Genomic DNA, 25,605 nt, shown 5'->3' with positions numbered 1-25,605 from the left:
ATATTTTTTATGCGACACTAGTGCGATTTTTTATGAATAATCAAATGACTATTCAAGAAAATTATAACACGCAATTAGAAATGACTCTAGAGGGTATTCAAAAAATAGAGGTTCAAAAGAATAAGAAACGCAAAAAACTAGTTTTCCAACCTTATTGCAATCGTCAAGTCATGAGCATTTTAGATATCGAAATGTATATTCCTGAAAATCATGTCGCCCGTTTAGTGGATGAAATGGTGGAATCGATTCCGGATGAAGTGTTGTATACTCATTATGTTGGTGGGGGTCGTGCACCCTATCACCCTAAAATGTTATTGAAAGTGATTTTATATGCGTACACTCAAAACGTTTATTCAAGTCGGAAAATGGCGCAAATGGTGAAAGAAAATCTTCCGATGATGTGGTTGGCGGGATTGCAAACCCCTGACCATCGCACAATAAATGATTTTCGTAGTGTTCGTATGTCAAACATGATGGATTCTGTATTTGAACAATTTGTCCTTCAACTAGTAGAACAAGGATTTATCGACCTCGACCATATTTTTGTGGATGGTACGAAAATAGAAGCGAATGCCAACAAATATACGTTTGTATGGCGAAAATCCGTAGAAAAATATGATCAGAAACTACGAGCCAAAATTCAATCGTTTCTACAAGAAGCGCACCAAATCGCCTTGGAGGAATTAAAAGAAGAACAATTAGAAGAAGAATTAGAAAAATCATCGGCACAACTTTCTGAGAGAATAGAAGCTTTGGAAAAAGATTATAAACAGGAAGAAGACAAAGAAAGAAAAAAAGAACTTCGCTCTAAAAAATCCCAACTCACCAAACAACTGAAAACGATTCAAACGGATTATCTTCCACGATTACGAAAATACAAAGTACAAAAACAGATTCTAGGTGAACGAAATAGCTACTCGAAAACCGACCATGAGGCCACTTTTATGCGAATGAAAGAGGACCATATGAAAAACGGCCAACTCAAGGCGGGTTATAATGTTCAACTCGCCACACAACATCAATTTATCGTGGGATTTGAAATTTATCAAAATCCAGGAGATACTCGCTGTTTCCAACCATTTATGGAAAAGTTATTGGAATCGATACCGAAGGAAAAGAAACTCAAGTATGTCATTGCCGATGCAGGATATGCGAGTGAAGAAAACTATTTATATGCGATTGGCGAAGAAAAAGAACCTCGTTTTGAATTATTAGCCCCATACCAAACCTATTTGAAGGAACAAAGTAAAAAGTTTAAAAAGGATTTATCAAAAGTACAAAACTGGAAATACATCGAAGAAGACGATTGCTTTATCTGTCCGAACAATCGGAAAGTCGTATTCAAGTATTATCAAAAAAGAAAAAATGCATCTGGATACATACAAGATTTGAAAGTGTACGAGTGTGAAGATTGTACGGATTGCCCGTTGAAGAATGGGTGTACGAAAGCCAAAGGAAATCGTCGAGTATATTGGAACACGATTTATGAAGAAATGAAAGCGAAAGCCAAAGCAGCTCTTGGTGACGAACAAAAGGCAGCTCTTTATGCGAAGCGTAAAGTGGATGTCGAAAGTGTGTTCGGGAACATCAAGGGCAATTTGCGTTTCACTCGATTTCTGTTACGGGGGCTTCATAAAGTCCGAACAGAATTCGGGATTGTGGCAATGGCCCACAACATACTGAAATGGGCCGCAAATTCCCAAACCAATTTCAAAAATAAGGAAACAGAGCGAATGGAAAAACTCATTGTTTTCTCCATTCGCTCTGTTTTTATGAACTTTTTAGACAAGCCCTTCATCGTAGCTGGTATGAATTTCGCTTCTTCCCGTACAACCGTACTGCCAATCTCTGTCATAAGTGATTGACAACACTCGCATTGTAGATTTTCCGGATGATGATGTATTTCTTCAATTTCTAAACCATCTATAAAAGAATCATTTCGTTTTTTCTTGTTATGTCGTTTACGAACAACGGTGTAAGTCACGGTGTCCGTGCTTTGTTCTCCTGTGTGCTCAGGTTCCTTAAAAAAAGGGTCGTCATCAAACAAAGAACACTGTCCATCTGGAGCTTGGTACTTTGATTTTTCGGATTTTGAACCATAAAGAAGTTTCGTGAGATAGCGAACTTGCTCAGTCAACACTTCAATTTGTTTGGATAGCTCCTTGTTTTGATTGGTTAACTAATCATTTTGTTTCTTCATATATGTTAACTGTTCTTCAAGAAGTTGAATGACTTTTTCAGTCGGCATTGAAGTGTCGCCCAAACGATTCACCACATTTCCGTACAGATTTCATATTGAATTGATTATATCATTAAATTGGTAACTAGAAGATACCTTTTTTCGATTTTTGGATGGCTTTCGGTTGTTGAATTGAGAGTCCTTCCAGCAACCATCGAAGCTCCTGTTGAGTCAGATTTCGAACTTCATTTTTGTTTCTTGGCCATTGGAGTTTGCCGTTATCGATTCGTTTGTATAACATGGCGAAGCCATCTCCATCAAAATACAAACATTTATAACACAATCATGAATATGATCACAATGCTGAAAAACAGAAAGAAATTTACTCCGGAATTTTTGAAGATGATGAAGTGGAAGACAGGGAATTGTCGGACTGGGAAGGAGATTGGCAATCTGTTTATCCTTATTTATTGGATGGAACCTTGGACGAGGTTTTGAAGAAAAAAGCGGAAACAAAGAAAGACAAGACTTTTGAAGAATACAAAGAATATTATAAAATCGGCTATGAAACAGACATTGAACGAATCGTCATAAAGGATGATACAATGACATTTTATCGAAATGGGGAGGGGAAAACAGGAAAATATAAATATCATGGTTACGAAATACTGACATATGAAGCTGGAAATAGAGGTGTTCGTTACTTATTTGATTTGGTAGACGGTGAAGAAGGAGTTCCAAAACATGTTCAATTCAGTGATCACAATATTTATCCAACCAAATCACATCATTTCCATATTTACTTTGGGGATGCAGATCATGAAACATTGTTAAAAGAATTGGAAAATTGGCCAACATACTATTTCTCTCATTTAAGCGGAGAAGAAATTGCAGAGGAAATGATGGCACATTAATTATATCAGCTCTTTATAGCAACCTAATTTCTAGGTTTCTATTAGGGAGAAAAAGAAGGATAGTGTGATGTGACGTATATTTTCTAAAAACCATATATTCTGAACTTCATAAAAAAATCCTTCAAAGTATTGTATAATATGATTGATTGGAGGTGATAGCAAATGGCAGATATGAAGATTTATCCGCCAGAAATTGGAGCTTCCCATGCAAAGTCTGTTACTGAAATGGCGATACTTTGCATGGGTGGATTTTAAATAAATCGCCTATGAACTGAATGATCCCATTTCTGAAACAGCTTTGCAAAAATCCTTTAAATAATAAAAAAGGAGCTGTCAGGAATGGAAAACAAAAATACAGAAATGAATTTAAAACCTTTTATTCGAAATGATCAATTCAATTTTATTAAATTTGAACTAAAAAACATTATTTCAGCACATTTATCGGTTAAAGACAAAGAAACGCTGGATGCTTTGAAATTATATGCATTCGATAAGATTCAAAACTTGTTCCCCGATTTAAATGAAGAACAAAGTGAACGATTATATAAAATCATCGACATTGAAGAGGAAACACAAGCAAAGCATTTTCTTCATGAATTGAAACAATATGTTATTCCGTTTGCGAATCTCACGGAAAATGCAATAAGAAAACTCTTTCCAAAAATAGGGAAATTAAAAGTTCCTCCATTAGTAGAAATGGATTGCAGGGAAATTTCCTATTTAGGCTGGAATGATGTCGGATTAGGAAGAAAGTTTCTTGTAGTCGAATATGACGGCAAATTGATGGGAATCGAAGGAACTTTTAAAGAGTCACATAAAGGCATATGTTCTATATGCAATAGATTGGAAGAAATCGGTCTATTTGTCGCAAATGTGAAAAGCGGAAAAGAATCTTATGTCAATAGAGGAAATTATATTTGCAAAAACAGCGTAAAATGTAATCAAAATATCACTTCATTGGATAAACTGAATAGTTTTATTGAAGTTTTAAAGAAATAAAGGAAAAAACTGTGGGCATGAACCCACAGTTTTATTTTTCCACATTCCAAAAATCCGCTTCATCCACATTTTTCACAGCATGCAAAAAGTTTTGGCGCACGTTTGGGTATTTTTCGCTTAACGCTTTGACGAGTTCTTTCATCTCTTCCCGCTTCGTGTTTTTATCCGCAGGGCAAGGGTTATGTATAATAGGGATTTCTTTCGCTTTGACGAATTGAATGATGGATTGCTCTTCAATGGCAATCATCGGGCGAATCAATGTAATGTCCAAACGGCTCATATAGGATACCGGTTTAAACACGCCCAATTTTCCTCCAAACAGAAGATTCATAAAAAAGGTTTCAATGCCGTCATCTAAATGGTGGCCGTAAGCAACTAGATTGCAGCCAAGGGATTTTGCGTAATCATATAAAATTCCCCTGCGCAAGTTGGCACATAAGGAACAAGGGTTTTTTTCCCGGCGGATGTCAAACACGATTTGGCTGATGTTGGTTTCTTTAATATGCAGCTCATGTCCGAGGCTTTCCACATAGTTTTTTAGCGGCGATAGATCCATTCCTTCAAAGCCGAGCGTCAAGGTAACAGGAACAATATCAAATTGGAAAGGAGCCTGTTGCTTGAGCAGTGTGAGAAGATAAAGCAAAGTGGAGCTGTCCTTTCCCCCGGATAAGCCGACCGCCACCCGATCGCCTTCTTCAATCATGTTGTATTCCATAATCGTTTTCCGAAAGGGTTTGTAAAGGCGTTTGTTTTCAGAGTTTGAGAGTTTTAATACCATAGTAAATACCCCTTTTTATCTTCAAAGTTCTGTAAGAATTATAAAATATGTTGCCGTATGCGGCAAATGGCTGATGGATGACTGCCTTTGATAATATATTGTTAGAAAAGACCTTTGCTTGAATATATAAGAAAGGGGAAAAGAAGGGGTGTATTCAGAAGAACAATTGCGAGAATTAATTGAAGGCCAAACCATTGGTGAAGATTATCCCTATAACACAAATGATAAAGAAGAGATTGAAGAATACATCAAACGTTTATATTACCGGATCAAATCGATACATTACGGACATATCCAGGCATAAAAAAATACATAGGAATCGAAAAATTATTACATACTTATTCCATTATCGTTTTTACTCAACTATCCACATTGAAATTCAAGGAGCCTTTCATATCTGCTAAAGTGATTCAAATCCCGCAATTATTAAATGTAATTAAAGAGCGGAATGAAGTAAAAATTTCCTCAAGGGAGTTGCAAAAAATTAATCAATAGCTGGGGAAACTGTTTATGAAGAAAAAAGAAACAAATCAAAAAGCATCACACCAAAACCATTCGGAAAAACATTAGGTATCGAATGTTATTTTATAAAAAAATGATTGAAGAATTTATACATTTCATGAACCTTTCCCTAAACCATATAATCCCAAAAGTTATAGTAGTAAAATAATAATAGATTCATTAAAGAAACGGAGGGCATGAAGATGAATATCAAACATGTAACAGTAGCCGGTGGAGGAGTGTTGGGAAGCCAAATCGCATTCCAAACAGCATATTCCGGATTCCCGGTCAATCTTTATGACATCAGCGATGAAGCTTTGGACAAAGCAAAAGAAAAAATCCGCGCTTGGCAGGAAGCATATAAAAGAGACTTGGGCGCCACTGAAGAAGAAGTAGAAAAAGCATATAACAATTTGACGTTTTATACGGATTTGGAAAAAGCGGTGAAAGGGGCGGACCTTGTCATCGAAGCGGTGCCGGAAGTGTACGACATTAAAGCGAACTTCTATAAAAATCTTGGGGAAGTGGCGGATGAAAAGACCATTTTTGCATCCAACTCCTCGACCATGTTGCCAAGCCAATTTGCCGATATTTCCGGAAGACCTGAAAAGTTTTTGAATTTGCACTTTGCCAATGAAATTTGGAAACACAACACAGCAGAAGTTATGAAACATGAAGGAACAGACCGACAAGTGTTTGAAGAGGTCATTGAATTTGCCAAAGCGATTGGCATGGTTCCGCTGCCATTGTATAAAGAACAGCCGGGCTACATCTTAAATTCCTTGCTCGTTCCGTTCTTGGATGCTGCGCAAAAATTAGTGGTGAACGGCATTGCCGATCCTTATACAGTAGATAAAACATGGATGATTGCAACGGGTGCTCCTCAAGGTCCTTTTGCGATTCTGGATGTGGTGGGCATAAATACTCCATATAATTTGTGCCTTGCGAGAGCAAAAGCGGGGGACAAGGAAGCGGAGAAAATTGCTGAGTACTTGAAAAAAGAATTTCTTGATAAAGGACGAATGGGCATTCAAAACGGCAAAGGCTTCTATGACTACCCTAATCCGAAATACCTTGACCCGGATTTCTTAAAATAGAGTTGATTGGAAAAAGGAGATTAAGTTCTCCTTTTTCTATGTGATAATATTAAATAAAATCCATCTTTCCGCAACGAATGCAAATGGGGCGAAAAACATGATCCAGTACAAAAACGGCCAAATCACCGTATTCGAAAGCCAGCTTTATAAAACCACATCCACCGTCATCCAAACGGAAGATTGCATTATTGTCGTTGATCCTTGCATCCTTCCATTTGAAGTGGATGAAATTCGTGAATATGTCATGCGTATTCGGGGGAGTCGCCGGATTTATCTCATTCTGACCCATTCGGACTGGGACCATATCGTGGGCGCCGGAGCATTTCCGGAAGCGACTGTCATTGCCAGTGCCAACTTTCAAAAGAAAAACCCGGAAGAAATGATTGAACAGGTGAAGGCTTTTGATGATGAATATTACATCGATCGCAAAACCCCTTTGATTTATCCGAATGTGGATATGATTGTGGAAAAAGATGGCCAGCCGCTGAAAATCGGCAATACCGTGCTCACCTTTTATGAAGCGAAAGGGCATACGGATGATGGAATCTTTGCGATTGTCGAGCCTCTTGGCATTTGGATTGCAGGCGATTATTTATCCGATATTGAATTCCCGTTCATTTATTCCGGTTCAAAGGATTACGTAGAAACTTTGGAAAAAACGGAAACCATATTGGCAAATCATCAAATCAATATTTTGATTCCGGGACATGGACATGCGGCTTTCAGCAAAGAGGAGATTTTGAAAAGAAAAAACGAAAGTCTACTGTATATCATCAGCTTGAAAAAAGCAATCCGGTCCAAAAAAGAACATGCGCATTTAATTGCCCAGTACCCATATCAAAGAAGTTTGATCAAATGCCATGAGGAGAATGTGCAGTTTTTGATGAAGGAAATGGAAGGGGAGTCATGAACTTTCATGGAGCGAAAGTGAAAAATCGCTCTTTTTATTTTGTCCAATTAGGTGCGTGTACGGACTAATGATTTGGTGTGCCCTTTAGTGCGAATGCAGCCGGTTTTGGTGCGAGTGATGCCGCCTTTAGTGCATATACAGCCGCCTTTAGTGCATATACAGCCGCAATTGGAGCGGATAATGCCGCCTTTAGTGCATATAAAGCCGCAATTGGTGCGAATAATGCCTGCTTTAGTGCATATACAGCCGCAATTGGAGCGGATGATGCCGCCTTTAGTGCATATACAGCCGCAATTGGAGCGGATAATGCCGCCTTTAGTGCATATAAAGCCGCAATTGGTGCGAATAATTCCCACTTTAGTGCGTATGCGACTGCAATTGGTGTAAATAAGCCACTCTTTGTTCGGATACATTCTTTCAACATGTGCGTATGCAACCTCAAATTCATCGGCTGCAATCAATTCCATAAAAAAAGCCCCCATTAGGACAGATGTTTACCTAATAGGGGGCTCATGTTTTACAACAGTCCGTCATTCATACTTGGGCTTTCTTTTATTGACCACCGCATCGACCCCTTCTTTGAAGTCATCAAGTTCAGTGACGATGGCCATTTGAGAGGAAATATAATCAAGAGATGAGCGCAAGTCCATCTTCTGACTTTGGTAAACGGCCCGCTTGATAAAACGGATGGCGGTTTGCGGCCCGTTTGCAAGCTTTTCGGCATACGCGCGGGTAAATGGCTCCAATTCTTCATCATCCACCACAAAAGTGACAAGGCCCATTTCTTTGGCTTCCCCGGCTGTGACCATCCGGGCGGTCCATAACAGATCCAGCGCTTTATCAATACCAATGAGCCTTGGCAAATAGTAAGCGCCTCCATCTCCCGGCACAATGGCCACATTAATATAGCTTTCGGAAAGTTTTGCAGATGCGGCGGCAATCCGGATATCGCACATTAACGCCATATCCAAACCGGCACCCATCGCAAATCCATGAATTTGGGCAATGACCGGTTTATCGATTTCCTCAAGAAGCAAGGGAATCCTTTGAATTTTCTTCCATAATGAATTTTTCCGTGCCAACCCTGTGGAGGAGATATCCTCCTTACTTCTGTAAAATCCTTCGCCCGCATGCATTGCCTTAATGTCGCCTCCCGCACAGAAAGCCTTTCCGTTGCCTTTAACAATCAGCACCCGGATGGAATCATCATCACGCACCGTTTCCAATGCCTCGATCCATTTCACAATCATTTCTTCACTAAAAGCATTGTAACTTTCCGGCCGGTTCAAGGTAATCGTCGCAATATGCTTTTCCACTTCAAAAAGTAAATCTGCCATGAAATCTCTCCCTTATTTTTTCCCAACGGTTTTTGTCAGATAGGCCCACAAATCAACATCATGTTTCAATAAATAGTCGACAATGTATTCGCTCCAGAATGGACTGTTTCTGCCTTCATCCCGCCAAGACCATAAACGGCGCGTATATTGATGCAATGGGTACTCATGGGTCATCCCAATCGCCGCATGAATTTGGTGGGCAGATGAAGTGATGGTTGTGACGGCATCCTCGATACGGATGCGGGCAAAGGCGATCTCATGCAAAAAATCTTTTGATTGTATAGCGGCACAAACGTTGTTAAAAGCGGAGACCGCAATAGCCGTCTCTCCGGCCAATTGGGCGATATGCTCCTGCACCAATTGGAAGCGGTGAATGGGGCGTCCAAACTGCTCCCTTTTTTTGGAATACTCTACGGTGATGTCAAAAATTCTTTCAATGGCTCCCGTCATTAAGGCGATTTTGAACGCAGTTTCAATGGATAAAGCATTGAAAAATTGTTCATCGGTTATAACGGCGGAAGAAAGTGGTTTGACTTTGTCCAAAATGACGGCATCGCGCGGTTCACTGGCAATGTTGCTGCTTTGTTCAATCGTTGCATCTTTCATATCGATGAGGACAATTTGTGTTCCTTGGAAGCTGTCTGCAGCGGCCACCAAATATTTGGAAAACCTCGCCCATCGCACATTGGGCAATGTTCCGGAGATTTCACCATCTTGCAAAATCAATCCTTTTTTTAGGGAGTATGTCGCAATTCCATCAACGACTGATTGTTTGCTGTTTTCCAGCAGGAAGTTGGCAAAAGTCGATTCCGCATAGGGCATCGGTGCGGCATATTTTCCTGTCAATCTCACAATATTCAATAAATCTTCCAGATCACCGCCGGCCCCTCCATTCACTTCTGAAATGGCGACGGAGAACATGCCCGATTCTTCAAATAAAGCCCAAATCCCTCTAGCCCAGTCGCCTCTTTCAAGCAGATCGACGACATCTTTTGAGACATTCTCTTTCAGCATTCGTTCGGCAACATCGATAATCATATCTTTCATTTCGCTCATTTTGCCACAACCCCTTTCGCCACCATACCATAAAGGATTTCCGTCGTGCCGCCGCGGATTGTAAAGCTGGGAGCATGCAAAATGGATTGTGCCATGTAGCGGTCGAATTTCCGATTTGCTTCAAGATTCGGGTAGGTTTCAATAAGCAATCGCGCAATTTCAGGGATGCTCTGTTCAAACTTGGTACCAATGGCTTTGACTAACGAAGCAGGAATGGCCACATCTTCCGTATTGCCCGATTCCAATAATTTGGCGACGCCGATGGATAAATTTCTTAATCCCCACAATCGGGCAAGCAGTTTCGATGCCTGTTTTAATCCTTCTTTATTTCTTTGTTGTTTTAATTCACGAACCAATTCATCCAATAAAAGGAAGGTGCTCAAAATACGCTCCGGACCGCTCCGTTCAAAGGCCAGTTCCGCCAATCCCTGTTCCCAGCCATTGCCGATTTTTCCCACTACCATATTGTCAGGCACAAATACATTATCAAAAAATACTTCGTTAAAGTGATATTCACCGGATAAAAATTTAATGGGAACGATGGTAACGCCTTCCGCATGTAAATCGATGATGAGCTGGCTCAACCCTGCATGCTTGTTCTTTCCGTCAAAGGGGCTTGTGCGTACAAGGGCCACCATATAATGGCACACGTGGGCATTGCTAGTCCAAATTTTTTGTCCATTTACAATCCAACCGCCTTCCACCTTTTCCGCCCGTGTACGAACCGATGCCAAATCTGAACCGCTGTTCGGCTCACTTAATCCAATGGCAAAATAACATTCCCCTTTAGCGATTTTTGGAAGGAAAAATTGCTTTTGTTCTTCAGTGCCATAGCGGAGGAGCAAAGGGCCCGTTTGGCGGTCTGCAAACCAGTGGGCTGCGACGGGGGCACCGATTGCCAAAAATTCCTCAGTCAAAATATAACGGTCAAGGGTGCTCCGCTCTTGGCCACCATATTGTTTCGGCCATGTCATTCCAATCCAGCCCTTCTCACCAATCAATTTTGAAAAGGATGGATCCACACCGCTCAACCAGGAATCGACGGTGGGCGTAAAAGTCCCTTTTTTCACGTGCTCTTGAAGAAAATTTCGCACTTCCAAACGAAAGGCTTCCTGTTCTTCCGTAAATTGTACAGTTGGTAAGTGAAACATGACATCATCTCCCTCCTTCACCGTATTACGGCAGAGTGAAAAATAGTACTATTTTAATATTTCGCACATAATAAAAATGTATATGTATATTCTATTATATTTATGTTTTTTTCTCGATTATGTAATAGTAGAGAAAATTTATCATTTTCTGAAATCGGGAGGAGGAAAAATTTTTATTTATGAGTATTTGTGCCCAATCCGATTTCTTATCGCTTCATAAAATTTAGTTTAGGTATTCTATTTGCGAAAGGATGGGTAAATGAACTATTTTCATCCGTATTACTACAACACTCCGATGCCTTATGGATATGGGAATCCGCAAGATATGCAATACCAACATTACCGGAATGCAAACATGAATCCCCATGACATGCAATACTGGAATTATCCTCATATGAACCCGTGGATGCCAAACGATATGAATTCAAATTATTGGTTTCCAGAGATGAATCCGGATGTTTATGGAAAAGAATCCAGCTCTTTTAAACACACTGGCCATATCATTGACCGGGGGCCCGCTCCATACACAGTGGATATTGAAGAGGCAGCAAAGAAAAACAGAACGTACCGTACGGCTTTATGGACAGGGCCACATTTGCAAGTCACATTAATGAGCCTTCATCCGGGAGAAGATATTGGATTGGAAATTCATCCGCATACGGACCAATTTTTACGGATTGAGCAGGGAGAAGGAATCGTTGAAATGGGGAGAAGCCGTAATCATTTGAATTATAGAAGAAAAGTCAATGAGGATACCGCGATCATGGTGCCTGCCGGAACATGGCATAATGTGATCAACACAGGAAAAGTCCCATTAAAGTTATATTCGATTTATGCACCGCCGCATCATCCGCATGGCACGGTTCATCGCACTAAAGCGGATGCGATGGCGGGAGAAAATCATCATTATTGATGGGGCATGATCAGCGGATTGCTTTTGATGGAGAAAAAACTCACAATCCTTGCATGACAAGGTTTGTGAGTTTTTTGAATTACCATTTATTCACTAATACAATTTTGCCGATCGCTTTGCCTGATTCTAAATGTTCGTGGGCTTTGGAGATTTCATCAAAGGTAAAGACGTTCGGGTCAAGTAGCGGGCGAAGCTTTCCTTCTTCAACGATTGCCGTTACTTTTTCCAAAATTTCTCCATATTCTTTGCGCCATTCTTTTTCCAAGATTTTTAACAACATAAAGACCACATGAAGGGTCAACCCTTTTGAATGCAATGGCGAGAGGTCATGGGTTGAACGGGCGGCAATGGCAAGCACAGTTCCAAGGGGCGCTGCCGCTTCGAATGAACGATCCAGATTCTCTCCTCCCACCGTGTCAAAGACAATGTCGAACCCTTTGCCATCTGTATATTTTTGAACATAATCTTGTACGCTTTCTTCCCGGTAGTTGATGGTTGCGTCCGCGCCAAGGCGGGCTCCGATTTCAAGCTTTTCATTGGAAGAGGCGGTCGTGTAAACTTTGGCTCCAGCCCATTTGGCGAGCTGTATTGCCACATGGCCCACTCCGCCTGCAGCGGCATGGATCAGGATGTTTTGTCCGGAAGCCAGCTTGCCGCGGGTGAACAGGGCCTCCCAAGCGGTAATGGTTACGAGGGGCAAAGCGGCTGCTTCTTCCATTGTTAAATTTTTGGGTTTATGGGCAAGCAAATCCGCATCCGCAAGCATATATTCTGCCAATGCGCCGCCAGCTGTCCCTTTAAACCCGCCGGCACAGCCGTATACTTCATCGCCCACTTTGAATTTCGAAACCCCTTCGCCAACCGCCCGTACGATTCCTGCCACATCTCCATGCAAAACTGCCGGAAATTCAGGGGCAACAGCGGAAACGAATCCTGAACGCACTTTTGTATCAATCGGATTGACGCTTGTCGCTTTCACTTCAATGAGGACATGGCCTGGAATGACTTCAGGTGTGGGAATATCCTGTATTTGAAAAACGGATGGATTTCCAAAAGATTGAATGACTTGGGCTTTCATTTCTCGCACTCCTTTATGATTGATAGAGTCATATGGTGAAATTTTTATGCTATTAAGATGATTTTATTCTTAATATTCAGATATGGCAAATTTAGGATAGAGGAGAGCAAAAAATAGTTGAAAAATGCCTTTCGCCGTGTTATAAGTGAATTACCAAATCAGTACAATAGGTGATGGAGTTCACCTTTAACCGCCGATGTCGGCTGATGACTCCTGCTGATGATATGGGATTGCCATGTCTCGGCAGGGGTTTTTTTGTGAAAGGAGGAAAGGGAATGACCTACATATACGTTGGCATTGCAGGTGCATGCGGCGCCATGTTGAGATATTTCATTGGAATGACCTTGTTGACGGGAAGGGCCTTTCCCTGGGCGACACTCATGACCAATTTGGCAGGGAGTTTTATATTGGCTTGGCTGTCCACTTCATTATTTAAACGGGTTTCCATCTCCCCAACAATGGCCACCGCCATCAGCACAGGATTTGTCGGTTCCTTTACAACATTTTCCACCTTTAGTGTGGAAACGGTGGAGCTGTTTGAAAATCAGCAGTTTGTATTGGGTGTTGTATATGTCTTTATAAGCATCGTCGGGGGATTGCTCATGAGCGGCTTGGGTTTTAAAACAGGCAAGGGGGCGGATTGAAAATGTTGATGCATTACATTTTGGTGGGAATGGGCGGATTTGTTGGGGCAATTTCACGGTTTGCTTTGAGCAAAGCTTTAAATAAATATGAATCGCTGCCATTTGGAACGATGACAGTGAATTTGGCAGGCTCATTTTTATTAGGAATCATCACCGGTGCAACTGTGGATGAAATGATCGCCTTGCTTTTCGGGACAGGCTTCCTTGGGGCATTCACCACATTCTCCACTTTGAAATTGGAGCTCAACACGCTTTTTTTGAAGGATAAAAAAATGTTTATGTTGTATTTGATCATTACTTATGTTGGAGGAATAGCTCTGGCGTTTTTTGGGTATTTAATAGGGGGAATGGTGTGAAACGCTGTTTTTGATTTATTCGGAAAAGGAGTCTTAACATGAAAAACAACCGAATTTATAAGATGAAATTTTCAGGAGTATATCCCCTTTATGTTCAAAAGGCGGAGAAAAAAGGCCGCACAAAAGAGGAAGTGGATGAAATTATCCGTTGGCTGACAGGATATAGCCAGGAGGAATTGGAAGGGCAAATAGAAAGAGAGGTGGATTTTGAAACCTTTTTTGCGGAAGCTCCCCAATTAAACCCAAACCGCGCACTGATCAAAGGGGTCATCTGTGGAGTGCGGGTGGAGGAGATTGAAGAGCCATTGATGAGGGAAATCCGTTATTTGGATAAATTGATTGATGAATTGGCAAGGGGAAAAGCGATGGAAAAAATTTTGCGGGCGTAGTTCCGGTCATCGCCGATTTATAGCGGGAATCCCAAATGCAGCCAAATCGATTCACCCAATGTTCCAGCCATGAATATTCTATTCCGAGAGGAGGATATTCATGGGCTTTTTTGTTCCCGTGGATTCGGGTGTGAAATTGTATGTGGAGGATATCAATCCTTTGGGCAAGAAAACGATAGTATTTTTGCATGGTTGGCCGTTAAGTCATGAGCAATTCGAGTATCAGTATAATGTATTGCCGGCGTTGGGCTACCGTTGTATCGGAATAGACTGGAGAGGGTTCGGAAAGTCGGATAGACCTTTTGAAGGTTATAGTTTCAATAGACTGGCGGATGATGTTTTTGCCGTAGTGAATGCATTGCAGTTAAACCATTTTGCTTTACTCGGGCATTCAACGGGAGGCGCCATTGCCTTAAGGTATGTGGCCCGTTACAAAGGCTTTGGCGTTTCAAAATTGATTCTCGTTGCCAGTGCGGCGCCGGTCGGATTTACTCAAGAAACGGCACAAAGTTTTTTGGAGCTGGCTTACAATGACCGCCCGAAAATGATGCAGAAGGTGATTGACGGATTTTTCTTCCAATATATCACAAAAGAATTTTCCGACTGGTTTATGAACATGGGGATGGAGGCGGCCAGCTGGTCCACCATTGCCATCATCAATACATTGCGGGATGAAACATTGTATGCGGATCTTTCAAAGGTGCATGTGCCTACTTTGATCATTCATGGAATTCACGACAAAGTGATCCCATTTGCACAAGCACACGAGCTCCATCAAGAAATAAAACATTCAAGGATTGTCCCTTTCCAATATAGCGGCCATGGAACATTCTGGGAGGAACGGGATAAATTTAATAAAGTGTTATGTCAATTTGTATGAAGCGGATTGGAGCAGTTTCCAATTCGCTTTACTTTTGGTGAATTTTAACAGCGAACATGCGGTTTTGTCGAAAAAATCGTCGGATTCGTCTTTGTGAACCTGCAAGAATCTTTTTTGAAACCGGTTTTTTAAGTAAAATAGAAATTATTCATGATTAGCCAGAAGGAGAAGTACTAAATGAGAAGAATTCTTTTGGATTTAGCGGTAACATTGGATGGCTATATCGAAGGGGAAAATGGTGAAGTGGATTGGTGCATTATGGAGCCGGAAATGAACTTTGCCGATTTTCTTCGTCAGATCGATACAATTTTTTATGGGCGAAAAAGTTATGAATTGTGGGGCGAATATTCCCCCGGAAAAGATGCAGACCAAGAAGAAAAAGAACTATGGGAAATAATTGATAGCAAAAGGAAGTACGTTTTTTCAAGGACACAGCAAAATACAGAAGGAAAAGCCATTTATATCAATGACAATATTCTTGAGGAGGTTCATAAAATAAAAAGCCAACCGGGAAAAGACATTTGGCTTTATGGAGGAGCAGGTTTGATTACAACATTTGTCAATCATAATCTGGTTGATGAATATCGGTTATCGGTCCATCCAATCATTTTGGGGAAAGGAAAGCCGTTATTTATCGATATTCAACAAAGAGTGGGATTGAAATTGATGGAAACAAAGACTTTTCCATCGGGAGTGGTTCAGTTGATCTATCATAAGATTGATTCAAATGGTTAGCAAACGCGAAACCTTTTCATATAAAAATCCGTTTTCATTGAAAAAACTTATGGGGGAAGGATCTTGGAAATTGACGTGAAAACAAAGGCGATGAAAAAGGTGATGACAGTCCTCCTCATCTGGTTTCTTTTATTTGCGGTTATTCTCAGCTATGGAATCTATTGGCTGTTCTTTGATTGGAGCCGCTTCAAGGATGAATTGATTGCCCAATCCACTTCCCCTGACGGAACCTATACAATTAACGCTTACTTATCCAATGGTGGCGCAACACTATCCAATTCGGTGTTAGGGGAATTGGTTTTCAATGAAAAAAATGAGAAACCAAAGAAAATTTATTGGGAATATAAAATCGATTATGCCATCATCGAGTGGCTGGATGATGACACAGTGGTGATCAATGGGGTTCAGCTTGAGTTGCCAAAGGAAACTTATGATTATCGCAGGGGGATAAAATAATTTTCGCTTTCTTAATATATTTTTTGATTAGAAATAGAAGGTAGAATAATGAAATGAGTAATGGGGATGCTTACGCGGGAATTGGATACGGGCAATCCATACGGTCAGGGATGACAGGACGATACCCGGCGAAAAGCGTTTCGGGAAAACGAGAAAATGACAAGCTCAAAAACCATTCATATATGTTACTCATGATCACCCTTATCTTTTTCTTAGTCCAGTCTCAGGTGCACGCTTGTGAACCTGTGTGTTTTTTTTTGCCTAAAATCCCATTTTCTTTGGCCAAAAATCAAGTTGACTCATCCCGGAAACTTCTATACTATTAAAATGGCCCGACTAGCACGGGAGAGGTTCATAGCTTAACCCTCTATAAAAAACTATGAAACAATAATTTCATCAGTTTTATAGAATTATTGGGTGCACCTCTCTTGAAAATGTTGGGAAACATTTTGCAAGGAGGTTTTTTTATGTCCAGTCGAAAATTGGAAGATGGTTTGCAGGATTTAACGCTATTGGGGAATCAGAAAACAGCGTATCCAACCCAATATGCGCCGGAAGTGTTGGAAGCGGTGGACAATCTTCATTCCAACCGGGACTATTTTGTGAAGTTCAATTGCCCTGAATTCACCAGCCTTTGTCCGCTCACCCAGCAGCCGGACTTTGCAACCATCTATATTTCTTATATTCCAGATAAAAAGCTGGTCGAAAGCAAATCCCTCAAATTATATTTATTCAGTTTCCGCAACCATGGGGATTTCCATGAAGACTGCGTGAATATCATTATGAACGATTTAATCAAATTGCTGGATCCAAGATATATTGAAGTGTGGGGCAAATTCACGCCGCGCGGGGGCATTTCCATCGACCCGTACTGCAACTACGGCAGACCCGGCACGAAATATGAAGAAATGGCCAACTACCGTTTGATGAACCACGATTTATATCCGGAAAAAGTGGATAATCGATAAATTGAATAACAGAGGTTCTTAGCTACCCTCTATAAAAAACTAAGAAGAAAACAGCATTTCCTTCTTAGAATGCTGTTTTTTCTTATATAAAGGAGTGTTTATGAATGAAAAGTGAGAAAGCGATCGTTGTATTCAGCGGTGGACAAGATAGCACGACTTGCCTGTTTTGGACAATGGAACAATTTGGGGAAGTGGAAGCGGTCACCTTTGATTATGGCCAGAGACATCGATTGGAGATCGAGTGCGCAAAGGAAATCGCAAAAGAACTCGGGGTAAAGCACCACATTCTGGATATGTCGCTGTTGAATCAACTGGCGCCGAATGCGTTGACGCGGGAAGACATACAAGTGGAAGAAGGGGAGGATGGCGGGCTTCCGAACACTTTTGTGCCAGGACGCAATCTGCTGTTCCTTTCTTTTGCAGGGGTAGTGGCAAGCCAAGTGGGGGCGAAGCATATCGTCACAGGTGTTTGCCAAACGGACTTTAGCGGCTATCCGGATTGCCGGGACATTTTTATCAAATCATTGAATGTCACGTTGAATTTGGCCATGGATGATACATTTGTGATTCATACGCCGCTTATGTGGCTGACGAAAGCCCAAACTTGGGAGCTTGCCGACAAATTGGGCGCCCTTGATTTTGTGCGCAATAAAACTTTGACTTGCTATAACGGCATAAAAGCGGACGGTTGCGGGGAATGCCCTGCATGCAAGTTGAGAAGAAGAGGGCTTGAGGAATATTTGCGTTCCAGAAAGGGGTCTATCCATGCTTGAATTTCGGATTGTCGATAAGCTGCAAAAGCTGGGGGAAGATATCCAGCGGGATCAATTGAAATATCATTCCAAACGGGTGCTTGTATCGAAAGAGTTTACTTTTGATGCCGCCCATCATTTGCATGCCTATGAAGGGAAATGCAAAAATCTCCACGGCCATACGTACAAAGTGGTAATGGGCGTCAGCGGCTATCCGGACGATCGGGGACTGGTCATTGATTTTGCCGATCTCAAAGAAATTTGGAAGGAAAAAATAGAAATCTATTTGGACCACCGCTATTTAAATGAAACGTTGCCGCCGATGAATACAACGGCTGAAAATATGGTCGTCTGGATTTACGAGAAGTTGGCGGAAGCATTGGCGGAAAGAAGCATAGATGGTGCGCGGGTGGAATTCATCCGGCTTTATGAAACGCCGACAAGCTATGCGGAAGCAAGACGGGAGTGGATGGAAGGTGAGTAAAATCCCCGTCATCGAGATATTTGGACCCACCATTCAAGGGGAAGGCATGGTCATCGGGCAAAAGACGATGTTTGTCCGCACGGCAGGCTGTGACTATTCCTGTTCCTGGTGCGATTCCGCCTTTACTTGGGATGGCAGCGGCAAAAGTTTGATTAAGCAAATGACAGCGGAAGAGATATGGAACGAGTTGAAACGGCTTGGTGGGAATGGATTTTCTTTCGTCACGATTTCCGGTGGGAATCCGGCGTTAATTCGGCATTTGGAACATTTGGTGCGGATTTTAAAGGAGAATGGAATCCAAATCGGCGTCGAAACCCAGGGAAGCAGATGGCAGGATTGGCTGTACGAGGTGGATCAATTGACGATTTCCCCAAAGCCGCCAAGTTCCGGGATGAAAACGGATTTTACGGTGCTTACGGAAATTTTGGAGAAGCTTGAAAATCGAAAGGGGAGCCAACAAGTTTCTCTGAAAGTGGTTGTGTTTGATGAGAAAGACTACGGGTTTGCCAAGGAAGTGCACTTGCGCTATCCGGGCGTTCCCTTTTTCTTGCAGGTGGGAAATGACGATATTGCAACGACGGATCAAAAGAAGCTTGTTCATCATTTGTTGAAGAAATATGAAGCGCTGATTGATACGGTGATGGCCGATGAGGAATTGAAAAATGTGAAAGTGCTGCCGCAATTGCATACCCTTGTGTGGGGGAATAAGAGGGGCGTGTAAGTGTAAGAAAGGACTTCTATAAGACTTGCGAAGAGCCGATAATCGCCGCGTTGGGAAGAATAATCGCCAACCGGGCAAGGATAATCGCCGAATAGAGGAACATAATCGCCAGAGGAACAAAAACCGCTTCCGCAGAGGCCGATAATCGCCGCGTTGGGAGAAATAATCGCCAACTGGGCAAGGATAATCGCCAAATCTCCAAACATATTCGCCAACCAAAGAGACCAACAATTATCCGTCTTCTGCCCGCCAAATTCTTCGCAATTTTAAAAAGGAGCATGTCCAAAAGAGACTGCTCCTTCCTTTTATTTTTTAGTTCGTAAAGTCGATCACCATTCGACCAGTGAACTTTCCTTGCTCCATTTCTTCCATGATATCATTGATTTCTTCAAGTTTTCGGAGGGTAACTCTAGGCACTACTTTTCCTTCAGCTGCAAATTGGAACGCTTCTTTCAAATCTTGGCGGGTGCCGACGAGGGAACCGACCACTTGAATGCCGTCCAACACAAGGCGAGGGATATCAAGATCCATTTTATCAACAGGCAAGCCGACTGCAACAACCCGGGCTCCTGCTTTTACGACATCTACAGCCTGGTTGAATGGTGCTTTCGCCACGGCTGTCACAACACAAGCGTCCAATCCTTTGCCATCTGTGATTTCAAGGACTTTTTCTTTCGGATTTTCTTTCAACGAATTCACCGTGACATCTGCTCCCATTTCTTTTGCAAAGGCCAATTTATCGTCATTAATATCGAATGCGACTACTCTTGCGCCAAATACATTTTTTGCATATTGGACAGCCAGGCTTCCTAAACCGCCAATGCCAAATACGCCAATCCATTGCCCAGGCCGGATATCCGACACTTTTACCGCTTTATATGTTGTCACTCCGGCGCATGTAATGGAAGTGGCAGCCGCCGGATCCAAGTTGTCAGGCACTTTTACCACATAATCGGCAACCACGATCGCTTGTTCCGCCATGGCTCCGTCAACCGTATAGCCGGCATTTTTTACATTTCGGCACAACGTTTCTCTTCCCGTTGTGCAATACTCGCAATGGCCACAGCTTTCGTATAACCAAGGAATGGCTACCCGGTCGCCGACTTTTAAGGAAGTGACCCCTTCAGCCACTTCAACGACTTTTCCAACGCCTTCATGGCCGAGAACTACACCTGTGACATCCCCAAAATCCCCGTTTTTCACGTGCAAGTCTGTGTGGCAAACTCCGCAATACTCCATCTGCACCAACGCTTCACCATGTTTAAGCGGCCGTAATTGTTTGTCCACCACACTAACCGTCTTTTCTTTTGATACAACTGCAGCTTTCAATAAAGATCCCCCTTTGTTTGAATTTCGTACATGGAAGCGTATCCATATACTTAAAAATAAAGATACTAGCAGAGAGTATGTTCAGCAATATAGGAAATACTACTATTTAATGTAAATAGATTTCCATTTTTCGACATAAAAAAATAGGGAGATAAGCGCGGATTATATCTCTTTGTGAATAGTAAAATATGATTATCAAAATAAGTTTTATGGAGGACGAAAATGCTACTGTTGAGTTACAAATCATCGTCTTTTGAAAAATTCATCTCTTTTCTGCAAACAATAAAAGCAATGTGGCCAATGGTCCCAATAAAAGCGAAATCAAGAACCAGTTCAATCCGGAGCGGTTTTTTCCTTGGGCAAGCCCTGCATTGATCAACGCCAAAGTGCCCCAACCAACAACATATTCGTTTTCCATGATAGCCTCCTCATTGATTCCTTTATATATATTATAATCCTGGAATCTGATCATGGTTATATTATATAGGAGAAAAAATCCATATTTATAGGAAAATATTCAGTTTGACCAAAATACTTAGCCAATCCATTTTTATGGCATAATGAAAATGAAAAACCGTAAAAGGAGAATCTCGATGATCCAAATTGGAAAAATCACAATCTATGTTGAAGATCAGGAACAGGCAAAAGATTTTTGGATTAACAAAGTAGGGTTTGTATTGAAATTCGAACAGCCGATGGGGCCTGGGATGGCGTGGATTGAGGTGGGGCCTGAAAATGATTTTGCGACATTGGTGCTATACTCAAAAGCATTGATGAAGAAACAAAAACCGGAAAATGTCGCTCATCCAACCCTCCTTTTCAGCACACCGAACATTGAAGAAGCGTATGAGCGATAAAAAAATAATGGCGTAAAGGTGGATGAACTCCAAAAATTCCCTTATGGTTCGATGTTCACTTTCTATGACCAAGATGGAAATCAGTATTTGTTGAGAGAAGATAAATGTCAGCAAAGCAGGCTATCCGGAGAGAAGGAACTTTCCGGATAGTCATTTTATTTGATCCACGGCGGTAAATCGGCATATGTCACAAGACAGCCGCTTTTAGATTCATCGGCCTCATCGCTATAATAATGAAGAAATTGTAATTAATAAAAGAGGCACTCTTGTCCGATAAACTTTGTTTGATTTATTATAAAGACAGCATCAGTTCTATCGATGAAAAGGCTAAAAGAAGAAGGAGACTTGACATGAAGCACATTTACACTGGTAAAACGAAAAATGTTTACGAATTGGAAGATGGCAACTATTTATTGGAATTCAAAGATGACGTAACAGGCGTTGACGGGGTATTTGACCCAGGTGCCAATACGGTGGGATTGACAATTGAAGGTGCAGGACTTGCAGGATTGAAATTGACGAAATATTTCTTCGAATTGCTTAATGAAAAAGGCATCCCAACGCATTTTATTGAAGCGGATATCGATAAAAAGACGATGAAAGTGAAACCGGCGGAAACTTTCGGCAAAGGCTTGGAAGTGATTTGCCGCTTCCGCGCAGTGGGGAGCTTCTTGCGCCGCTACGGCCTTTATGCAACAGAAGGGCAACCTCTTGATGCCTTTGTGGAAGTGACAATCAAAGACGATGAACGGGAAGACCCGCCAATCAGCGAAGATGCGTTGGACATGCTTGGCATTTTATCCAAAGCGGAATATAAAGTGCTAAAAGAGCTTACACAAAAAATCGCCGGCATTGTAAAAGAAGAATTGGCGAAAAAAGGCATCGAACTTTACGATATTAAATTCGAATTCGGCCGCGATAAAGAAACGAATGAAATCATGTTGATTGACGAAATTTCCGGCGGCAACATGCGCGCCTACAAAAACGGCGAATATATCGAGCCGTTGGAATTGGAAAAATTGATTTTGGAAGGATAGAGATAGGGACTGGTAGAAAAAGAGCGGGTGGAGAAGACCATGGAGTGTTGCCATTCGCTCTTTTTTTTTTTGTATTTTAAACCCGGAGAGAAAATGCACTTTGATTTGAAATAATTCCCTTGGCAGCTGCCGGGGTTTTTTCTTTGGACGTGCGACAGTTGAAGTTCTTGTAACAATGGTTTATTTTGATAAATGAACGTTTATAAATTGAGAGTTTAGGAGTGCAAATAATGAAAAAGAAAGTGGTTTTGATCAGTACGGGCGGCACGATTGCTAGCGGCGTGAATCCGGAAACGGGGCTCCTCACATCCGGCATGTTGACGGGGGAAGATTTGTCCAAACAATGTGTGCTGCCATCACATATTGAATTGAAGGTAGAAACCCTATTCCATTTGCCAAGCAATGAAATGACCTTTGACCATTTAATTCAGTTAAAAGAAAAAATTGAACAAGTTTTTGAGGATCAAGAAGTGGCAGGAGTGGTCGTGACCCACGGAACGGATACGCTGGAGGAAACGGCGTATTTCTTGGATTTGACAATTGGTGACGGGCGGCCGGTGGTGGTGACAGGCGCCCAACGAAGCCCGGCTACGATCGGAACGGATGCCTTTTCCAACTTGCGCCAAGCCATCATTTTGGCTGCAAGCGATGAAGCGAGAAACTTGGGCGCGGTTGTGTTGTTCAATGAAAAGATTTTGCCCGCCCGCTATGTGAAGAAGTGCCACGCCTCCAACGTGGACGGCTTCAACGCGCCGGGGTTCGGCCATTTGGGGTATGTGGATGATGAAGAAGTCATTTTATATGGAAAAGCGGTGAAAAGGGAAACCTATGAGCTGAAATCCGAATTGCCTTATGTGGAAATCATCAAATGTTCATTGGGCTCCGATGGCCGCTTGATTAAGTATGCGGTGGAGACGGGAGCAAAAGGCATTGTCCTTGAAGCGTTCGGCCGAGGCCAAGTCCACCCGGCTGTTGCGGAACAAGTGCAATATGCCATTGAAAAAGGCGTCATCGTGGTGGTGACAACAAGCACGGCGGAAGGAAACGTCAAAGTCGTGTACGACACTCCAGGCACAGCCTACGACTTGCAAAAGAAAGGCGCCATCCTCGGCCGCGACTACGACAGCAAAAAAGCCCGCATGAAGCTGGCGGTGTTGTTGGCTGCCGGGGTGGGGGAGATTAAGGAAAGATTTTAATGCAAGTGGAAAATTGTGTAAAAAGCATCTCTGTCCATGAACTGGGGATGCTTTTTATTTTTTGGATAAATTATGAAAATCATAATTCACTAATTTGCATTTATATAATAAATTTGTAAAATTTAAGAAAAAATATAATTGACTGCTGTAATTTTTCGCATGATTGTATATGAAACAACAAAAGTAGAATTTATGAATCATGTTTTTTTGGATGTGCTTATAAAGAACTTTGGAATGAAACTGGCGATCCAGTATGGGAATTTTTGTATCAATTTTCTAAAACTAAACAATATAAAGCTAAGTAATAAATACTGTCTTTGTTATTAAAATTATAGTAGTTTTTTGGGTGGAGTGGGTAGTATATAATTTGACTCACTCTTTCCCATAATCTTATAAAAGAGGATGTTTCTGTATGGATATTTATGTATGTATAGATTTTTTTGTTGAATATTCTTTAAAAAGTGAACTCGAAAGACTTTTTGGAAAATTTGATATTTCATTAAACTTTCCGGATAAGCCGAAAATGGGGACTGAAGTATATCTTCAGGTTCCAATCCGAATCAACGGAACGGAAGGAATCAGTACACTTTCATATCTCATTTCACATTTAAAACAAGAATACCAAATTTCATGTGGTGAATCATTTTCCTGCAAGTTTCATCATTTGGATTTTGAAAAATCGCCATTATTTAAGTTAAGTTCTACAGGTAATTCACCCAAAGCATTTTTGGAACATAAACAGGATGGAATTGGATGGAAGACGATTTGCCCATCTTGCGGACTTCAGGAAAAAGTTCAGACTTCCCCTTTAGTCATGGATACTTTAAAAGTGGGGGATCGATATATGGTCAATGTCGGTGTCGATTACTGGGTTGTATCGGAGAAAATGGCGTATTTAATGAAAGAGTGGGAAATAACAGGGTACGAATTGAGAGAGGTGATACATAGCGGTAAAAAGCCTGCACAGCCCGTATTTCAAGTGATTCCTACAAATGTTCTTCCATCGTGGAGTTCCGAAATGAAACATTATTATTTTATCACGGAACCGGAAGAACGATGTCAAACATGTAACATTAGGGGGCGGATTGATTACCCATATCACTATAATAAAAGGGATCTTGAACAATACCCTATTAAAGATATAAATATCATGAAAGAGTTGAAATCCAATGGAAGCTGGGCGTATAGACCTGTATTTCTGAGCAAAAGGTTTAGAGATTTATTAATTGAAAATGGCATCACTCGGGAGGTTATAAATAGAGATGATAATAATTACAAATCAAGAGATTGGTTGTTTGAACCGGTTGTGATCATTGAATGAACAATATTACGTGTATTTCCGGGCTGCTTAGCTTTTTACGTTAAGCAGCTCAATCTTGTGGCCCTTCTTCAATTAAAGTTTCTAAGTCAATCGCAATTGTATCGTATGGTACGCTTTTTTCTTCCTCCGAGTAACTATCGTAATATTTCACTGCTTTTCCATTTTGGTTGACTAAATAAAAGGAATAATTATTTGGTTCCTGGTATTGTTTTTTCCGGATTAGTAGTTACAGTATTTGGTTATTCAAAAGGACAGAGTTAGTAATCAAAAAATGTTCAAATTGGAGCTTTATGGCTTGAAATCCTACTAAGTTCAGAGAAAACGATTACAGTTTTGCGATTCACTGGGCTATCAAGCTGATCATAAATTCCACTAAGTTCAAAGAAATCTCGATCAGTTCTTCGTCCGTTTCCTCCACCGTGATTTTTAAATCCCACTGAGTTCAGAGAAAACTGGAATGTCAAAAGTGGAAGATTGGTGTATTTTGCAATAGAAAAGTGGCTCTTACGCAATTTTGGTGAAGGCCTATAATTTTACTTTTATAGTATAATAAAAGAAAAGGTGTGA

General features: G+C 41.3%; 29 protein-coding genes, 2 pseudogenes and 3 riboswitches. Of the genes and pseudogenes, 21 read left to right on the top strand and 10 right to left on the bottom strand.

Translation table 11 applies throughout. The annotated features are described in order from the left end of the window. Nucleotides 1-32: 32 nt before the first annotated feature. A complete protein-coding gene (locus NST13_RS08310) occupies nucleotides 33-1,865 on the top strand; it encodes an IS1182 family transposase (RefSeq protein WP_342580388.1) in 1,833 nt (610 codons plus the stop codon). Between the two features lie 47 nt (nucleotides 1,866-1,912). On the opposite strand, the pseudogene NST13_RS08305 reads toward NST13_RS08310, so the two are convergent. Together NST13_RS08305 and tnpB are read right to left on the bottom strand one after the other, a co-directional pair. After that, a pseudogene (locus tag NST13_RS08305) lies at nucleotides 1,913-2,140 on the bottom strand (transposase); the annotation flags it as partial. 184 nt (nucleotides 2,141-2,324) lie between these two features. Beyond that, nucleotides 2,325-2,507 carry an IS66 family insertion sequence element accessory protein TnpB gene (tnpB, locus tag NST13_RS08300; protein WP_342580387.1) on the bottom strand — a complete coding sequence of 61 codons (183 nt, stop codon included), beginning with the start codon at nucleotides 2,505-2,507 and terminating at the stop codon, nucleotides 2,325-2,327. A gap of 52 nt (nucleotides 2,508-2,559) precedes the next feature. Here tnpB and NST13_RS08295 point away from each other — a divergent pair. Together NST13_RS08295 and NST13_RS08290 are read left to right on the top strand one after the other, a co-directional pair. Next, a pseudogene (locus tag NST13_RS08295) lies at nucleotides 2,560-3,093 on the top strand (metal-binding protein ZinT); the annotation flags it as partial. Nucleotides 3,094-3,432: 339 nt separating this feature from the next. Then, a complete protein-coding gene (locus NST13_RS08290; RefSeq protein ID WP_208650618.1) occupies nucleotides 3,433-4,092 on the top strand; it encodes a FusB/FusC family EF-G-binding protein in 660 nt (219 codons plus the stop codon). 31 nt (nucleotides 4,093-4,123) lie between these two features. Here NST13_RS08290 and NST13_RS08285 read toward each other — a convergent pair whose 3' ends face one another. Further along, entirely contained in the window at nucleotides 4,124-4,870 is a 747-nt protein-coding gene (locus tag NST13_RS08285; RefSeq protein ID WP_342468568.1) for an ATP-binding protein, read from the bottom strand. Nucleotides 4,871-5,018: 148 nt separating this feature from the next. Between NST13_RS08285 and NST13_RS08280 the strand changes: the two genes are divergently transcribed. The 3 genes from NST13_RS08280 (at nucleotide 5,019) to NST13_RS08270 (ending at nucleotide 7,378) form a co-directional block, all read left to right on the top strand. Next, nucleotides 5,019-5,174 (top strand): hypothetical protein, encoded by a 156-nt coding sequence (locus NST13_RS08280; protein ID WP_342468569.1) that lies wholly within the window; start codon nucleotides 5,019-5,021, stop codon nucleotides 5,172-5,174. Between the two features lie 400 nt (nucleotides 5,175-5,574). Beyond that, nucleotides 5,575-6,468: a 3-hydroxyacyl-CoA dehydrogenase gene (locus tag NST13_RS08275; protein ID WP_342580386.1), complete on the top strand. Its 894-nt coding sequence runs from the start codon at nucleotides 5,575-5,577 to the stop codon at nucleotides 6,466-6,468. A gap of 97 nt (nucleotides 6,469-6,565) precedes the next feature. Then, nucleotides 6,566-7,378 carry an MBL fold metallo-hydrolase gene (locus NST13_RS08270; protein WP_342468572.1) on the top strand — a complete coding sequence of 271 codons (813 nt, stop codon included), beginning with the start codon at nucleotides 6,566-6,568 and terminating at the stop codon, nucleotides 7,376-7,378. A gap of 64 nt (nucleotides 7,379-7,442) precedes the next feature. Here NST13_RS08270 and NST13_RS08265 read toward each other — a convergent pair whose 3' ends face one another. The 4 genes from NST13_RS08265 to NST13_RS08250 form a co-directional block, all read right to left on the bottom strand. After that, nucleotides 7,443-7,802: a hypothetical protein gene (locus tag NST13_RS08265; protein ID WP_342580385.1), complete on the bottom strand. Its 360-nt coding sequence runs from the start codon at nucleotides 7,800-7,802 to the stop codon at nucleotides 7,443-7,445. 106 nt (nucleotides 7,803-7,908) lie between these two features. Then, nucleotides 7,909-8,715, bottom strand: coding sequence for an enoyl-CoA hydratase-related protein (locus tag NST13_RS08260; protein WP_342468574.1), 807 nt, complete (start codon nucleotides 8,713-8,715; stop codon nucleotides 7,909-7,911). Nucleotides 8,716-8,727: 12 nt separating this feature from the next. After that, nucleotides 8,728-9,771 carry an acyl-CoA dehydrogenase family protein gene (locus NST13_RS08255; RefSeq protein WP_342468575.1) on the bottom strand — a complete coding sequence of 348 codons (1,044 nt, stop codon included), beginning with the start codon at nucleotides 9,769-9,771 and terminating at the stop codon, nucleotides 8,728-8,730. Next, a complete protein-coding gene (locus tag NST13_RS08250) occupies nucleotides 9,768-10,922 on the bottom strand; it encodes an acyl-CoA dehydrogenase family protein (protein ID WP_342468576.1) in 1,155 nt (384 codons plus the stop codon). Before NST13_RS08250 ends, NST13_RS08255 begins: the two co-directional genes overlap by 4 nt. 259 nt (nucleotides 10,923-11,181) lie before the next feature. Between NST13_RS08250 and NST13_RS08245 the strand changes: the two genes are divergently transcribed. Continuing rightward, nucleotides 11,182-11,835: a cupin domain-containing protein gene (locus tag NST13_RS08245; RefSeq protein WP_342580384.1), complete on the top strand. Its 654-nt coding sequence runs from the start codon at nucleotides 11,182-11,184 to the stop codon at nucleotides 11,833-11,835. Between the two features lie 79 nt (nucleotides 11,836-11,914). Here the strand turns inward: NST13_RS08245 and NST13_RS08240 are convergent, their stop codons facing one another. Then, the gene (locus NST13_RS08240; protein ID WP_342468578.1) at nucleotides 11,915-12,913 is read right to left on the bottom strand and encodes a zinc-dependent alcohol dehydrogenase family protein; all 999 of its coding nucleotides are present in this window, start codon (nucleotides 12,911-12,913) and stop codon (nucleotides 11,915-11,917) included. Between the two features lie 160 nt (nucleotides 12,914-13,073). Continuing rightward, a riboswitch (Fluoride riboswitch) is annotated at nucleotides 13,074-13,136 on the top strand. A 52-nt stretch (nucleotides 13,137-13,188) separates the two neighbouring features. On the opposite strand from NST13_RS08240, the gene crcB reads away from it, so the two are divergent. The 10 genes from crcB (at nucleotide 13,189) to queE (ending at nucleotide 19,298) form a co-directional block, all read left to right on the top strand. Beyond that, nucleotides 13,189-13,557, top strand: a complete 369-nt coding sequence (gene crcB / locus NST13_RS08235; protein ID WP_342580383.1) for a fluoride efflux transporter CrcB — start codon at nucleotides 13,189-13,191, stop codon at nucleotides 13,555-13,557. A gap of 2 nt (nucleotides 13,558-13,559) precedes the next feature. Continuing rightward, nucleotides 13,560-13,913: a CrcB family protein gene (locus tag NST13_RS08230; RefSeq protein ID WP_342580382.1), complete on the top strand. Its 354-nt coding sequence runs from the start codon at nucleotides 13,560-13,562 to the stop codon at nucleotides 13,911-13,913. Nucleotides 13,914-13,951: 38 nt separating this feature from the next. Then, entirely contained in the window at nucleotides 13,952-14,302 is a 351-nt protein-coding gene (locus NST13_RS08225) for a DUF2200 domain-containing protein (protein ID WP_342580381.1), read from the top strand. Nucleotides 14,303-14,402: 100 nt separating this feature from the next. Next, entirely contained in the window at nucleotides 14,403-15,182 is a 780-nt protein-coding gene (locus NST13_RS08220; protein WP_342580380.1) for an alpha/beta hydrolase, read from the top strand. A gap of 177 nt (nucleotides 15,183-15,359) precedes the next feature. Beyond that, nucleotides 15,360-15,917 carry a dihydrofolate reductase family protein gene (locus tag NST13_RS08215; protein ID WP_342580379.1) on the top strand — a complete coding sequence of 186 codons (558 nt, stop codon included), beginning with the start codon at nucleotides 15,360-15,362 and terminating at the stop codon, nucleotides 15,915-15,917. Between the two features lie 63 nt (nucleotides 15,918-15,980). Next, complete coding sequence (locus tag NST13_RS08210) at nucleotides 15,981-16,373, top strand: DUF5412 domain-containing protein (RefSeq protein ID WP_342580378.1); 393 nt, start codon at nucleotides 15,981-15,983, stop codon at nucleotides 16,371-16,373. Between the two features lie 341 nt (nucleotides 16,374-16,714). Then, a riboswitch (PreQ1 riboswitch) is annotated at nucleotides 16,715-16,760 on the top strand. 80 nt (nucleotides 16,761-16,840) lie between these two features. Next, nucleotides 16,841-17,341 carry a preQ(1) synthase gene (gene queF, locus NST13_RS08205; RefSeq protein WP_342468584.1) on the top strand — a complete coding sequence of 167 codons (501 nt, stop codon included), beginning with the start codon at nucleotides 16,841-16,843 and terminating at the stop codon, nucleotides 17,339-17,341. Nucleotides 17,342-17,346: 5 nt separating this feature from the next. Beyond that, nucleotides 17,347-17,390: riboswitch (PreQ1 riboswitch) on the top strand. Nucleotides 17,391-17,445: 55 nt separating this feature from the next. After that, entirely contained in the window at nucleotides 17,446-18,114 is a 669-nt protein-coding gene (queC, locus tag NST13_RS08200) for a 7-cyano-7-deazaguanine synthase QueC (RefSeq protein WP_342580377.1), read from the top strand. Next, a complete protein-coding gene (gene queD, locus NST13_RS08195) occupies nucleotides 18,107-18,577 on the top strand; it encodes a 6-carboxytetrahydropterin synthase QueD (RefSeq protein ID WP_342468586.1) in 471 nt (156 codons plus the stop codon). Before queC ends, queD begins: the two co-directional genes overlap by 8 nt. Then, nucleotides 18,570-19,298 (top strand): 7-carboxy-7-deazaguanine synthase QueE, encoded by a 729-nt coding sequence (gene queE / locus NST13_RS08190; protein WP_342468587.1) that lies wholly within the window; start codon nucleotides 18,570-18,572, stop codon nucleotides 19,296-19,298. The genes queD and queE overlap by 8 nt, the downstream gene beginning before the upstream one ends. A 312-nt stretch (nucleotides 19,299-19,610) precedes the next feature. Here the strand turns inward: queE and adhP are convergent, their stop codons facing one another. Then, nucleotides 19,611-20,627 (bottom strand): alcohol dehydrogenase AdhP, encoded by a 1,017-nt coding sequence (adhP, locus tag NST13_RS08185; RefSeq protein WP_342580376.1) that lies wholly within the window; start codon nucleotides 20,625-20,627, stop codon nucleotides 19,611-19,613. Between the two features lie 262 nt (nucleotides 20,628-20,889). Next, a complete protein-coding gene (locus NST13_RS08180; RefSeq protein ID WP_016838205.1) occupies nucleotides 20,890-21,045 on the bottom strand; it encodes a hypothetical protein in 156 nt (51 codons plus the stop codon). A 175-nt stretch (nucleotides 21,046-21,220) separates the two neighbouring features. Here NST13_RS08180 and NST13_RS08175 point away from each other — a divergent pair, with 175 nt between their 5' ends. The 4 genes from NST13_RS08175 to NST13_RS08160 all read left to right on the top strand — a co-directional run bounded on the left by NST13_RS08175 (nucleotide 21,221) and on the right by NST13_RS08160 (nucleotide 25,038). After that, entirely contained in the window at nucleotides 21,221-21,484 is a 264-nt protein-coding gene (locus NST13_RS08175) for a VOC family protein (protein ID WP_016838204.1), read from the top strand. Nucleotides 21,485-21,834: 350 nt separating this feature from the next. Next, entirely contained in the window at nucleotides 21,835-22,521 is a 687-nt protein-coding gene (locus tag NST13_RS08170; protein WP_342468588.1) for a phosphoribosylaminoimidazolesuccinocarboxamide synthase, read from the top strand. Between the two features lie 230 nt (nucleotides 22,522-22,751). Beyond that, a complete protein-coding gene (locus tag NST13_RS08165; RefSeq protein WP_342580375.1) occupies nucleotides 22,752-23,717 on the top strand; it encodes an asparaginase in 966 nt (321 codons plus the stop codon). A gap of 412 nt (nucleotides 23,718-24,129) precedes the next feature. Then, the gene (locus NST13_RS08160) at nucleotides 24,130-25,038 is read left to right on the top strand and encodes a hypothetical protein (RefSeq protein ID WP_342580374.1); all 909 of its coding nucleotides are present in this window, start codon (nucleotides 24,130-24,132) and stop codon (nucleotides 25,036-25,038) included. The last annotated feature ends 567 nt before the right edge of the window (nucleotides 25,039-25,605 follow it).

Origin of the sequence: Ureibacillus sp. FSL W7-1570 (genome assembly GCF_038593265.1) — a bacterium.
GTDB classification, from domain to species: domain Bacteria; phylum Bacillota; class Bacilli; order Bacillales_A; family Planococcaceae; genus Ureibacillus; species Ureibacillus suwonensis.
Note: the sequence above shows the minus strand (reverse complement) of the source record. Positions and strands in the feature narration are given on the sequence as shown.

What these genes read in the sequence shown, in the direction of transcription:
- NST13_RS08310 (WP_342580388.1), top strand. Translation starts at nt 33, where the DNA reads ATGAATAATCAAATGACTATTCAAGAAAATTATAACACGCAATTAGAA.
- NST13_RS08290 (WP_208650618.1), top strand. Translation starts at nt 3,433, where the DNA reads ATGGAAAACAAAAATACAGAAATGAATTTAAAACCTTTTATTCGAAAT.
- NST13_RS08285 (WP_342468568.1), bottom strand. Translation starts at nt 4,870, where the DNA reads ATGGTATTAAAACTCTCAAACTCTGAAAACAAACGCCTTTACAAACCC.
- NST13_RS08275 (WP_342580386.1), top strand. Translation starts at nt 5,575, where the DNA reads ATGAATATCAAACATGTAACAGTAGCCGGTGGAGGAGTGTTGGGAAGC.
- NST13_RS08270 (WP_342468572.1), top strand. Translation starts at nt 6,566, where the DNA reads ATGATCCAGTACAAAAACGGCCAAATCACCGTATTCGAAAGCCAGCTT.
- NST13_RS08265 (WP_342580385.1), bottom strand. Translation starts at nt 7,802, where the DNA reads ATGTTGAAAGAATGTATCCGAACAAAGAGTGGCTTATTTACACCAATT.
- NST13_RS08260 (WP_342468574.1), bottom strand. Translation starts at nt 8,715, where the DNA reads ATGGCAGATTTACTTTTTGAAGTGGAAAAGCATATTGCGACGATTACC.
- NST13_RS08255 (WP_342468575.1), bottom strand. Translation starts at nt 9,771, where the DNA reads ATGAGCGAAATGAAAGATATGATTATCGATGTTGCCGAACGAATGCTG.
- NST13_RS08250 (WP_342468576.1), bottom strand. Translation starts at nt 10,922, where the DNA reads ATGTTTCACTTACCAACTGTACAATTTACGGAAGAACAGGAAGCCTTT.
- NST13_RS08245 (WP_342580384.1), top strand. Translation starts at nt 11,182, where the DNA reads ATGAACTATTTTCATCCGTATTACTACAACACTCCGATGCCTTATGGA.
- NST13_RS08240 (WP_342468578.1), bottom strand. Translation starts at nt 12,913, where the DNA reads ATGAAAGCCCAAGTCATTCAATCTTTTGGAAATCCATCCGTTTTTCAA.
- crcB (WP_342580383.1), top strand. Translation starts at nt 13,189, where the DNA reads ATGACCTACATATACGTTGGCATTGCAGGTGCATGCGGCGCCATGTTG.
- NST13_RS08230 (WP_342580382.1), top strand. Translation starts at nt 13,560, where the DNA reads ATGTTGATGCATTACATTTTGGTGGGAATGGGCGGATTTGTTGGGGCA.
- NST13_RS08225 (WP_342580381.1), top strand. Translation starts at nt 13,952, where the DNA reads ATGAAAAACAACCGAATTTATAAGATGAAATTTTCAGGAGTATATCCC.
- NST13_RS08220 (WP_342580380.1), top strand. Translation starts at nt 14,403, where the DNA reads ATGGGCTTTTTTGTTCCCGTGGATTCGGGTGTGAAATTGTATGTGGAG.
- NST13_RS08215 (WP_342580379.1), top strand. Translation starts at nt 15,360, where the DNA reads ATGAGAAGAATTCTTTTGGATTTAGCGGTAACATTGGATGGCTATATC.
- queF (WP_342468584.1), top strand. Translation starts at nt 16,841, where the DNA reads ATGTCCAGTCGAAAATTGGAAGATGGTTTGCAGGATTTAACGCTATTG.
- queC (WP_342580377.1), top strand. Translation starts at nt 17,446, where the DNA reads ATGAAAAGTGAGAAAGCGATCGTTGTATTCAGCGGTGGACAAGATAGC.
- queD (WP_342468586.1), top strand. Translation starts at nt 18,107, where the DNA reads ATGCTTGAATTTCGGATTGTCGATAAGCTGCAAAAGCTGGGGGAAGAT.
- NST13_RS08180 (WP_016838205.1), bottom strand. Translation starts at nt 21,045, where the DNA reads ATGGAAAACGAATATGTTGTTGGTTGGGGCACTTTGGCGTTGATCAAT.
- NST13_RS08175 (WP_016838204.1), top strand. Translation starts at nt 21,221, where the DNA reads ATGATCCAAATTGGAAAAATCACAATCTATGTTGAAGATCAGGAACAG.
- NST13_RS08170 (WP_342468588.1), top strand. Translation starts at nt 21,835, where the DNA reads ATGAAGCACATTTACACTGGTAAAACGAAAAATGTTTACGAATTGGAA.
- NST13_RS08165 (WP_342580375.1), top strand. Translation starts at nt 22,752, where the DNA reads ATGAAAAAGAAAGTGGTTTTGATCAGTACGGGCGGCACGATTGCTAGC.
- NST13_RS08160 (WP_342580374.1), top strand. Translation starts at nt 24,130, where the DNA reads ATGGATATTTATGTATGTATAGATTTTTTTGTTGAATATTCTTTAAAA.